Raw genomic sequence first — 11,199 nt, forward strand, 5'->3', positions numbered from 1 at the left:
TCGGCCAGGAATTCCACTCGAAGCAATCGATAGGTCCGCGCCAGCCGGTTGTGCCAATCAGTCGGCATCACCTGATCTGGCATGAAGCCATCGTCCAGGAGGATGGTCTGGAAACCCGCCGCTTGGAAGCAGCGGCGGGCAAGCTCCTCGAAGCCCAGGCGTTCCCGCGCCTCCAGGATCGCCTCCAGCCTCGGCTCGCATCCCAGCAATTCCGCGATCTCCCGCATGCTACGGCGGAAGAAGAGGGTCCCCTGCCCGTGATGGGTGACCACCTCAGCGGCGTAGCCTTCCGTGAAGGCTGAGGGATACGCAAAGGTCCGCGCGTGCTCGGGGCGCAATAAATTATGAGCGTGCTGATCGATGAGCGGGATGTCCGATAGATCCACGTTCTTTATCCTCCAGGCCTTCATGCTCGAACGCTCGAATTTTCCACTTAATAGCGTTCCAGCAGGATCTGAACCTCCTCCTCGTGAGGGAGATCCTTCATTGCCTCCCACTCCGCGCGACGCACCGCGAGGTAGGAACGCGCGAGCTCCGGACCCAGCGCTTGAAGAAGGGCCTCATCCTCCTCCAGAGCCGCGATGGCCTCACCCAGGCTCGCCGGCAACGGCCGGATGCCGCGGGTCGCCCGTTCCTGCTCCGATAGATCCGCTGGATCCACCTGCACCGGCTCGCCGGGATCCAGCCCTTGCTCCAGCCCATCCAATCCCGCCGCGATCATCGCCCCGAGGGCCAGATAGGGGTTACAGGACGGATCCACTGTTTTCAGCTCGACATGGGTGATCGGCCGGCCCGCCGGCGGCTGAGGCACCCGCACGGCCGCCTCCCGGTTGCCATAACCCCAGCAGGTGAAGGCCCCGCTCCAGAAGCGAGGGCGAATCCGCTTGTAGGAGTTCGGGCTGGGAGTGGTGAAGACCATAAGAGCAGGCAAGTGATGAAGGATCCCGGCGATGAACGTCTGGGCCTCTAGGGATAGCGCCTCCGGACGGCGAGGATCGGCGGTCCGGTTTTGATCGCCTTGCCATAAGCTGAAATGGAGATGAGCGCCGTTGCCGGCTTTATCCGGGAAGATCTTAGGGACAAAAGAGGCGATGAGGCCATGACGGCGGGCGACCGCCCGCACGGTCTCCCGGAAGATGATCTGGTTGTCCGCTGCCCGTAGCGCCTCGGCGTAGCGAATGGGCATTTCGAACTGCCCCGGGCCGGATTCCGCGTAGATCATCTCGGGGACGATCCCCTGAGCTTCCAGAGCGGAGGACAGCTCCTCCAGCATCGGTGCTAAGACGTCCAGGGCAGCCGTCTGAGCGAACACTGTGGAATCCGCTGGGACTACCCGATCGCCCTCCCGGCGCAACAGATAGAATTCATTCTCGAAGGCGGCTCTGATCTGCCATCCATGCTGCCCGGCCCATTCGATCATACGGCGGAGGAAGGAGCGTGGACAGTGAGGCCACGGGGCCTCCCCCTCGTGGATATCCGTCAGCACCCGGGCATGCCCTGGGGCATAGGGGAGCAGGGTGAAGGTCGACCAGTCCGCCCGCATATGGACCTCGCCGGCGGGAGTTAATCCGGAACCGGAGGCCAGGGCATCCACCATCACCGGGACGGCCTGCTGGGCAGCGGCGATCCCTACGCCTGCGCCCTCCAGGTAATCCTCCAGGAAGGCGGTGTGGACAGCCTTGGCCCGGATAAGGCCCGCGTTGTCGCACCACAGGAAGCGCACATAGCGAATCCCATGGCTACGGATCGCCGCCCGGATCTCGTTCTTCCAATCCGTCATGGTCTCTGCCTCCCGAACGATGGAATCGGAAGATGAGGACTTTGACTTACTGTAAGAAGAGCCAAGAGGCTTGTCAAGAGGCGAGTGCTGTCCGCTTGTGATCCCCATAGCCCATTGCTTACCGCTGACGGATATCCGGTTTCGATCCGACCGATAAGCTCTACCCTTCTATGGCTCAAAAGAGGATGGAGGCGTGGCTCTGCCGATCCCCTCGGAAAAACCCAATGTTAGATTTATTAATACCTTGTTAAATGATGATGATTGTTATTTTAATAAACAAAAACATCAAAATAAACCCCCCGGTCATTGACAAGCAATTACATCAAAATTACAATTAACGTAGCAGCGGGTGGCTGAAGAACCCAGCGGATCTCCTTTCCCCTGAAGCATTGGGAGGTGCCCCATGGCCAAGCTGCTTCGAGTGAACATGACGGATCTGACCGTCCGCTTTGAGGACGTGCCGGAAAAGTATGCCCTGCTCGGCGGTCGAGGTCTGACTTCCAGCATCATCTACGATGAAGTGCCCCCGCTCTGCCACCCTCTCGGGCCGGACAACAAGCTGGTGATTGCCCCGGGCATTGTGAGCGGCACGAAGGCGCCCACCTCCGGCCGGACCTCCTTCGGTGGCAAGTCCCCGCTGACCGGCACCATCAAGGAAAGCAACGCCGGTGGTCTCTCCTCCCAGAAGATCGCCCGCCTGGGTATCAAAGCGATCATCGTGGAAGGCCAGCCCAAGGACAAGGACCGCTTCTATGTCCTGAAAGTCGATAAAGACGGCGCCCGTCTGCTGCCGGCGGACCATCTCAAAGGGAAGGGGATGTATGAGGTCTGCGACCTCCTCTGGAAGGAGCATGGGGAGGGCGTAGCCATCATCGGCATTGGGCCGGCCGGGGAGATGCGAATGGCAGCTGCTGGGATTTGTGTGAACGATCCGGAGAACACTGCCGGACGCTATGCCGGCCGGGGCGGCTTGGGCGCTGTGATGGGCTCCAAGGGCCTCAAGGCCATTGTGATCAATGACCGAGGCGGACCCGGGGTGGAGATCAAGAACCCCGAGCTCTTCGAGCAAGGCATCAAGAAGCTGACCCGAGCCTCCCTCACCCACGATGTCACGAAGAAGGGCGGTGCCTTGAACACCTATGGCACCAACGTCCTGGTGAACATCATGAATGAGGCCGGCGGCTATCCCACGCGGAACTTCTCCTCCGGACGCTTTGAGCTGGCCTCCCAGATCAGCGGCGAGACGAAGGCCGAGACCATCCGCAAGCGCAACGGCGAGGGGATGACCGGCCATCCCTGCCATCCTGGTTGCATCATCCAGTGCTCAGATCGCTGGGCGAATCCCGATGGGACCTTCAAGGTCTCCGTGATGGAATATGAGTCGGTCTGGGCGCTGGGCGCCAACTGCGGGATCGGGGATCTGGATAAGATCGCCGATCTGATCTGGCTCTGCAACGACATCGGGCTGGACACCATTGAGATGGGCGACACCATCGCCGTGGCCATGGAGGCTGGGTTGTTGCCCTTCGGGGATGCCGATGGCGCGATCCGTCTGCTCAACGAAGAGGTCCGCCACGGCACCCCGCTGGGCCGGATCCTGGGCAACGGCTGTGTCTTCACCGGCCGCGCCTTCGGCGTCACCCGGGTCCCGGCGGTGAAAGGGCAGGGGATGCCTGCCTATGAGCCGCGGGCGGTGAAGGGGATCGGCGTGACCTATGCGACCTCCACCATGGGTGCGGATCATACCGCGGGCTACACCATCGCCCCGGAGATCCTGGGGGTCGGCGGCAAGGCGGATCCCTTCGCGGTCCAGAAGGCGGATCTCTCCCGCGCCTTCCAGGCCACCACCGCTTTCATCGACTCCACGGGCTACTGCCTCTTCGATGCCTTCTGTGTGCTGGATATCCCGGAGGGCTTCGAGGGCATGGTGGAGTCGTGCGCCGGCGTGCTGGGGGTGAACTGGACCACCCAGGACGCTGTCCGGCTGGGCTATGAGATCATCCGCAAGGAGCGGCTGTTCAACGAGGCCGCCGGGTTCACCAATGCCCATGACCGCCTGCCGGACTTCATGACCAAGGAGCCGCTCCCGCCGCACAACACCGTCTTCGATGTCCCGCCGGAGGAACTGGACGCGGTGTATGACTTCAGCAAGTGGCCGAAGGAGGTCGTGGGCGAGGTTGCTGCCTAAGGCACGCCATACCCGCGTCGCCTGAATGTGTTGGGGGGTGGGGAGAGCGATGATTCCTCACCCCCCAATGAGTTTTAGAACGGGCCAGGTCATCCCAGGCGGCTCCGCCCTTCTCTCTGTAATTCAAAAAGCCGTGGGAAGAGAGCCTCTCATAGCGCTTCATCTCGCAGCGTAGATCGCGCGATGTGCGGGAGCCCATGCTTCATGATTGAGATCCATCTTTACGGCGACCTTCGTCGTTACATCGGACAGGAAGATCCCCGCCAGGACGCGGTGGCCTTGGTGCATGCTCGTTCCGAGCTAACCGTTGCGGAGGCTCTTCAGGAGCTGGGGGTTCCTCTGGATGAGGCCCGGCATATCTTCATTAATGGCCTTTATGATCCGGAGGGGTTAGGGCGGAAACTAAGGGATGGCGATCGGATTGGGGTTTTCCCTCGCAACATGACCATGCCGCATATCCGCCTGTTTGCTCCCCGGGCCAAACGTGAATCCTTAGCGTAGCTCAGCCTGCGCTCCGAGCTTCTTTACCTCGCAGTGCAGCGGGGCAGGCGGTTTTGTCGTTCGCTCCGCTGTGCCAATCTCCAAACTTACAACATGGCAACCGTCACCCATCATCCGGAGTGGGCGCTATGATTGAGGTTCATCTTTATGGCGATCTTCGACGCTATGCCGGCAAAACCGATCCTCGCGAAGAAGCGATTGTGTGGATCCCTTATCGGCCTGGGTTAACCGTGGCGGATGTGCTGCGGGAGATCGGCATCGATCCCGAACGTGAGGTGAGCAACATTTTCATCAATGGACACTATGATTATCACGCTCGATCCCGGCCGATCCAGGACCGGGATCGTCTGGGAGTGTTCCCGCGAAACATGGCATTGTTATACTGTTAGTGCCTTGTCCGTTTTTGATTGGGGATTTTTCGAGGGCGGTGCTGGGGGCCTTCGGCCCCCGGTACTGTCCTCGAAAAATATTTGCTTCCTCCTCCTCACGGCCCAGACGGTCGTGAGGAGGGGGAAACAATAGGGAAAGGGTCATTGCCTTCCGAATGAGCTTCAGCTCCCCAAATCTCCAGTTCATAACTGGACAAAACAATAGTAAGGAAGCAAGAATACATGTGGACGTTGTGTTGTTGGCTTCCTTAGGAGCTTTGGGGACGGCCTTAAGCCATAGCCCCTCCCCATGGCCTCTGGGCCATGGGGAGGGGGGAGCCAAACCCCAGGAGGTGAGGAGCTACGTAACTCCTAAGAGCAATAGTGATCGAATTCCAAAATCATATTGAAATGAAGCCTTAAGGATGCCAACGAAACGGCCCTGCTTGAGATGCAAATTCCATGTGAAGTGAAAAGGAGCAAAGGGATATGCAGGTGAAAGTGCAAGTTTATGCGATCCTGCGGCAATATATCCCGGATGCAAGCCAAGGCCCTCTGGTCATGGAGGTCCCCGAGGGGATAACCGTGGGGCAATTAATTGAACGGCTGCCGATCCCGTCCGAACTGGCCCGTGTGGTCTTCGTGAACGGGACCCGCCAGGAGCCGGATTGGGTCCTTCGGGAAGGCGACGAGATCGGAATCTTCCCACCGATTGCGGGAGGAAAAGACAACGGATAGCGATTCGACTGGGGAGGGAGCCCATCGCCCTATTCTGGGAAGAGGCGATAACGGGGATGGCCTTCCCCACATCGCTCTTCCTCCGTAGTCCGAAGGGCCACAGGGATAAAGAAGAGAGGAGCACAATCCTGATCCCTCTGCAGCAGTTTGGCCTTTGACCGCTCCTCCATATTCTGGTATTCCTCCGGTACCCAAATTAAAATAAACGTGTTTATCCTAAACCCCGGAGGTGCATCATGGCGCACACACTTCCCCCCCTTCCTTATCCCTATGATGCCCTGGAGCCTTACATCGATGCTCAGACGATGGAGATCCACCACACCCGCCATCACCAGGGCTACGTGAACAACCTCAATGCCGCCCTGGAGAAATATCCCGATCTCCAGGACGTGCCTGTGGAAACTCTCTTGCGGAATCTCCCCAGCGTCCCTGAGGACATTCGGGAAACCGTCCGCAACAACGGTGGGGGTCACGCCAACCACAGCCTCTTCTGGACTGTGATGAAGCCCGGTGGGGGCGGGGAGCCGAGCGGAGCGCTGGCCGAGGCCATCGAGAAGACGTTCGGGAGCTTTGCGAACTTCAAGGATCTTTTCACCAAGGCGGCAATGGGCCGCTTCGGCAGTGGCTGGGCCTGGCTCAGCATGACAGCCTTTGGGAAGCTGGTGGTGCACTCCACTCCAAACCAGGACAACCCCGTTATGGAGGGCTTGCTCCCTCTCCTGGGCTTGGATGTCTGGGAGCATGCTTACTACCTGAAATACCAGAACCGCCGAGCGGATTACGTGCAGGCCTGGTGGAACGTGGTGAACTGGGACCAGGTGGCCGCCAACTATGCGAAGGCCCTGGAAACCATTCGCACCGGTGTCCGGGCCTGAGGGTCAGGAAGCGTATCGTGCCGGGAAGCGGGCGCGCGGTCCACAGATCGCGCGCCCGCTTTTGCTTTTACATGAAGCGCAAGACGGTTCGCTTCCCCCAAAGGAAGCTTATATCCCCCTTCCGCTGGGCCAGGGGTCATAGGGAAGGGGCCTTGTTTGCGCTAAAATAAATCCAGATTCTCTTTCTCTGGATCGAAGAGGCGTATTCCATGCCGCTGACCCTTCAGGAAGTCGCCCGGCAGATCCGTGAGGCGCTGGAGGATCCAGAACGAGGGGAAAGGGAAGCCTGGCTGCCGATTCGAGAGTTCCTGGACGAGTTCCGGGCAGCCGATCCTCACACCCGAGAGGCGATGATCGCAGATCGGCCCGATCCAGCGGGGGACCCACGGTTCGACGCCTATCTGGCTGCTCTGGCCGAGTATCTGGCGCTCCGACACGGATTGCCGGTGCCGGTCTGGGTGGAGGAGTCGAACCGCTTCCTGGATCGATGGTGGTTTCCAACCTCCTTCCGCAGCCTCCACGCCATGGCGCTGGTGGAAAGCCCCGCTTCCTTCCGGCGCCGAGGGATTTTCATCGATCATACCGAGTTCGAGCGCTGCTAATCCTTTGTCATTCATTTCATAAGGAAAAACGGAGCTCGAAATGTGATGGGCCGAGATGAAATCCTCCGCACATTAAGACGTCTGGCCTCCCGCCTTCACGAGCGTGGGATCCAGGGGGATCTCTACCTGGTTGGGGGCGCTGCAATGGCAGTGGCCTACAATGCCCGTCGCGCTACCCGTGACATTGACGCGATCTTCGAACCGAAGATGGAGATTTATCAGGCGGCGCGAGAAATCGCAGAGGAACTGGGCCTCCCCGAAAACTGGCTGAACGATGCGGTGAAGGGCTTTATCGGGATGGGGAAACCGGATCCGCATCCGATCCCCGTCTTTGATGAGCCTGGTCTTCGGGTGATGGCGGCCTCACCCCGCTATCCTCTGGCCATGAAGCTTTTGGCTGCTCGACGAGAAGATGAAGAGGACATCCGTTTCTTGCTAAGCCTGTTGGACATCCGCCGGCCGGAGGAGGCCCTCCAGACACTGATGGAAGTCTATCCCGAAGCCCGTATCCCTCCCCGGGCCCGTTTTCTCATCGAGGAACTCCTTGGACCTGCAGAGGCGGAACCTTCCTGAAAGGAGGAACTTCTATGGCCTCCCTGCGTGAACTCCATGGGCGCGGGCAATCCGTCTGGCTGGACGAGATCCGTCGGGAATGGCTGACGAACGGGGAGCTGGCCCGATGGATCGAACGTGGCGTCACCGGCGTGACGAGCAACCCCACGATCTTCGAGCGCGCCATCACCACCAGCCCGGCTTATGATGAGGCGATCCGCGATCGCTTATTGCGGGATCCGGAGCTGGAGACCCCCGCCCTCTATGAAGCGCTGGCGGTGGAGGACATCCAGATGGCCGCTGATCTTCTGCGTCCGGTTTATGAGGCCACGGAGGGCGCGGATGGCTTCGTCAGCCTGGAGGTCTCCCCCCATCTGGCTCACGATACCGAGGGGACGATCGCCGAGGCCCGGCGGCTATGGCGCGCAGTGGATCGCCCGAATTTGATGATCAAGGTGCCGGCGACCCCGGCGGGCATCCCCGCCATCGAGGCGCTGATCGCCGAAGGGGTGAACGTCAACGTCACTCTGATCTTCTCGCCCGCCCACTACGAGGCGGCGGCGCAAGCCTATTGGCGAGGCTTGGGACGGCGGGCGGAGGCTGGGAAGGACCTGCGGACGGTGGCCTCGGTGGCCTCCTTCTTCGTCAGCCGCATCGACACGGCGGTGGATCGCCTGCTGGAGACCATGGGGACCCCCGAGGCCTATGCGCTGCGGGGGAAGATCGCCGTCGCGGTGGCTAAACAGGTTTACCGGATGTTCCGCGCGCGCTTCATGCCGGACGCCTTCCCAGATCTCCAGGCCCGAGGCGCGCGCGCCCAGCGGGTCCTGTGGGCCAGCACCAGCACCAAGAACCCGGCTTATTCCGATGTGAAATACGTGGAGGAGCTGATCGGTCCGAACACGGTGAACACGATGCCGAGGGCCACGCTGCAGGCCTTCGAGGATCATGGACGGGTGATCGGGGACACCGCGCTGGAGGGATGGGAGGAAGCCGGAGCGGATCTCGCTGCATTGGCCCGGCTGGGGATCGATCTGGAGGAGATCCTGGAGCGTCTGCAGGCGGAAGGGGTGGATGCTTTCAGCCGCTCTTACGAGACCTTGCTGGAGGCGCTGGAGCGCAAGCGGGCAGCGATTCTGACCGCCGTCCGCCCCCAAGAGGTTTAGTTTTAATTTAGGTGCACCCTCCACATCCCTGAAGATCTTTCCGGGAGGCACGCGATGAAGTGGGCACAGACCGAAACATTGCCTGGGTTCCTGGCAGGTGCCCTCACCCTGCGGCCTTTCACCGGCGAGCGAGTCATGGTGGTCCGGGTGGAAGCGCCGGCGGGGGCCACAGTTCCCCCTCACTCCCATCCTCATGAGCAGATCACCATGGTCCTCCAGGGCCGCCTCCATCTGCGGGTGGCGGGCGAGGAAAGGGATCTGGGCCCTGGCGAGATCGTGCATATCCCCTCTGGAGTCGAGCATGAGGTCACGTTCCTGGAGGAGACGCTGGCGTTCGATGTTTTCCAGCCCCCGCGGGAGGATTTCCTGGCGCGCTTATCGGGCTGATGCCTAACGCCTTGAAGGTCCCCGGGTCTGCCGATAGGAGAGATCCTGACAATGGCTCCCCTCTGGACTTCCACCTACCAGCGCCTGTTGTTCCAGGAGCCCGAACCCGGCATCCTGGAGGTAGTGCTTCACCGGCCGGAAGCCCTTAATGCCCTCGATGCCGTCGCTCATCGGGAGCTGACTTACGTCTGGCGGGACATCGATGCGGATCCTTCCATCCGCGTGGTCCTGATCCGGGGATCCGGCCAGGCGTTCTCCGCTGGAGGAGATTTCACGCTGATCGAGGAGATCATGTCCGATCCCGAAGCCTGCATGCGGGTCTGGAAGGAGGCACGGGATCTGGTCTACAACATGATCCACTGTGGGAAGCCCATCGTCTCGGCCATCGAGGGGCCAGCGGTGGGAGCGGGGCTGGCCGTGGCCCTGCTGGCGGACATTTCCGTGGCCGCCCGAAGCGCTCGCTTGGTGGATGGCCATGTCCGGCTGGGGGTGGCGGCCGGGGATCATGCGGTATTGTTCTGGCCGCTTCTGATCGGGATGGCGAAGACAAAGTATTACCTGCTCCTCAACGAGCCGCTATCCGGCGAAGAAGCCGAACGGCTGGGCATGGTTTCGCTATGTGTGGAAGATGGGAAAGCCTATGAGGTCGCTCTGGAGATCGCCCGGCGCCTGGCCCGAGGAAGCGCCTCCGCCATCCGTTGGACGAAATACGCCCTGAACAACTGGCTCCGGATGGCCGGGCCGATTTTCGATGTCTCCACAGCCCTGGAATTCTTGGGCTTCCTCCTGCCGGATGCCCGGGAAGGCCTTCAAGCGCTCCGGGAGAAGCGCTCGCCCCGGTTTTCAGGAGAGGCGCCTCTTTAAGGATAACCCCTTGAACATAGAATCCAGCCATGGGCTTCCATCTTTCGGATTAATCTGGTATAATCCAGATGATTGGACCTGTGGCCCGGGTGTTTTCATCCCCTTCCGGGATGGATACCCGGGGAGGGTCTAACGTAACCCCGGCGGTGCTTCCATGGAGCGGATCTTCGTCGCCTACGTGCCTGCTTCATCACCTGAAGATGTGAAGCACGCGATCCATCGAGGCATACAGGCGCTGGGGATCCCGGTCCCCGCCCGTCGCAGGATCCTCATCCAGCCGGCCTGTCCGTGGGCCCATCCTCGCTTTGCTCCGCACGCCTTCACCCCCCTTGCGCTTCTGGAAGCTGTCCGGGTTCTGTTTTCTGACAACGTCCTCGTTATCGGCGCCAGCAGCCTGCCGGGATTTCCTTCCCGTTATGCCTTGAAGCAGGCTGGGTATTGGGCATGGGCCCGGCGCCACCGGGTCCCTCTGTGGCCCCTGGACGAAAGGCCTGCCCAGCGATCCGGAGAGGAAGCCCTGGTGCCCCAGGGCGTTCGCGAAGCGGATGGGTTGATCGCGCTGCCCCGATTGACTGGAAGCGGTTTCCTGGGGTTTGCTGGCGCTGCACGACATCATCTGTTCCTGTTATCTCCTTCCAGTCATCTGCAAGCCTACCCGCGTCTTCCAGAAGCGCTGATCGATGCCTTAACAGTTCGACCTCCAGATCTGATCGTCCTGGATGCCACCCAGGTCCTTCATCGAGGAGGCGAGCTGGCAGGCGAGCCGATCCCATTTTCCTTGCTGATCATCGGCACGAATATCCTCGCCGTCGATCGGATCGCCGCGGTGCTTTATGGCCTTGACCCGATGGAAGTCCCATGGATTCGGCTGGCGATCCAGCGGGGACTGGCTTCGCCCTCCATGGAGGATCTGCAGATCCTGGGCGATCTCTCCCTGGAAGACCTGCGCCATCTGGGAGAGAAGATCGTTCACGCGGATCCTTTGCCTGAGCGGTATGCATGGCCGCCTCAGGTGCGGGTTTACCGCTCGGAAGCCGAGCCCCTGTGGAATATCCCCGGAGCGTTGATGGAGACCCTGTGGGTGCTGGAACGGGGGGGGATCTCCCTGGCGAAGGCGCGGGAGGCCGCCATTGTGATCGGACCGATTGGGGAGCTGCCACGCCCGCGCACCGATACGG

The 11,199-nt window shown here is 61.0% G+C and carries 12 protein-coding genes and 1 pseudogene; 11 read left to right on the forward strand and 2 right to left on the reverse strand.

The window, feature by feature from the left end:
• Together NZM16_RS01185 and NZM16_RS01190 are read right to left on the reverse strand one after the other, a co-directional pair.
• A pseudogene (locus tag NZM16_RS01185) lies at window positions 1–386 on the reverse strand (amidohydrolase); the annotation flags it as partial.
• 47 nt (window positions 387–433) lie between these two features.
• Window positions 434–1,780: a glutamine synthetase family protein gene (locus tag NZM16_RS01190; RefSeq protein WP_295477917.1), complete on the reverse strand. Its 1,347-nt coding sequence runs from the start codon at window positions 1,778–1,780 to the stop codon at window positions 434–436.
• Between the two features lie 403 nt (window positions 1,781–2,183).
• On the opposite strand from NZM16_RS01190, the gene NZM16_RS01195 reads away from it, so the two are divergent.
• The 11 genes from NZM16_RS01195 to NZM16_RS01245 all read left to right on the forward strand — a co-directional run.
• Entirely contained in the window at window positions 2,184–3,968 is a 1,785-nt protein-coding gene (locus NZM16_RS01195) for an aldehyde ferredoxin oxidoreductase family protein (RefSeq protein ID WP_295450088.1), read from the forward strand.
• A 204-nt stretch (window positions 3,969–4,172) separates the two neighbouring features.
• Entirely contained in the window at window positions 4,173–4,469 is a 297-nt protein-coding gene (locus NZM16_RS01200; protein ID WP_295450086.1) for a MoaD/ThiS family protein, read from the forward strand.
• Between the two features lie 128 nt (window positions 4,470–4,597).
• Entirely contained in the window at window positions 4,598–4,858 is a 261-nt protein-coding gene (locus tag NZM16_RS01205) for a MoaD/ThiS family protein (protein WP_295450083.1), read from the forward strand.
• Window positions 4,859–5,326: 468 nt separating this feature from the next.
• Window positions 5,327–5,575 (forward strand): MoaD/ThiS family protein, encoded by a 249-nt coding sequence (locus tag NZM16_RS01210; protein ID WP_295450081.1) that lies wholly within the window; start codon window positions 5,327–5,329, stop codon window positions 5,573–5,575.
• 236 nt (window positions 5,576–5,811) lie between these two features.
• Window positions 5,812–6,450: a superoxide dismutase gene (locus tag NZM16_RS01215; RefSeq protein WP_295450078.1), complete on the forward strand. Its 639-nt coding sequence runs from the start codon at window positions 5,812–5,814 to the stop codon at window positions 6,448–6,450.
• Between the two features lie 209 nt (window positions 6,451–6,659).
• Window positions 6,660–7,052 carry a hypothetical protein gene (locus NZM16_RS01220; RefSeq protein WP_295450076.1) on the forward strand — a complete coding sequence of 131 codons (393 nt, stop codon included), beginning with the start codon at window positions 6,660–6,662 and terminating at the stop codon, window positions 7,050–7,052.
• A gap of 45 nt (window positions 7,053–7,097) precedes the next feature.
• Window positions 7,098–7,625 (forward strand): DUF6036 family nucleotidyltransferase, encoded by a 528-nt coding sequence (locus NZM16_RS01225; protein WP_295450074.1) that lies wholly within the window; start codon window positions 7,098–7,100, stop codon window positions 7,623–7,625.
• A gap of 14 nt (window positions 7,626–7,639) precedes the next feature.
• Entirely contained in the window at window positions 7,640–8,770 is a 1,131-nt protein-coding gene (gene tal, locus NZM16_RS01230) for a transaldolase (protein ID WP_295450072.1), read from the forward strand.
• 54 nt (window positions 8,771–8,824) lie between these two features.
• Window positions 8,825–9,157 carry a cupin domain-containing protein gene (locus NZM16_RS01235; protein ID WP_295450068.1) on the forward strand — a complete coding sequence of 111 codons (333 nt, stop codon included), beginning with the start codon at window positions 8,825–8,827 and terminating at the stop codon, window positions 9,155–9,157.
• A 51-nt stretch (window positions 9,158–9,208) separates the two neighbouring features.
• Entirely contained in the window at window positions 9,209–10,021 is an 813-nt protein-coding gene (locus NZM16_RS01240) for an enoyl-CoA hydratase/isomerase family protein (RefSeq protein WP_295450066.1), read from the forward strand.
• Between the two features lie 154 nt (window positions 10,022–10,175).
• Window positions 10,176–11,199 (forward strand): DUF362 domain-containing protein (locus NZM16_RS01245; RefSeq protein WP_295477920.1); only part of this gene is annotated, 1,024 nt, incomplete at its 3' end.

Source organism: Thermoflexus sp., assembly GCF_025055495.1.
GTDB lineage: Bacteria > Chloroflexota > Anaerolineae > Thermoflexales > Thermoflexaceae > Thermoflexus.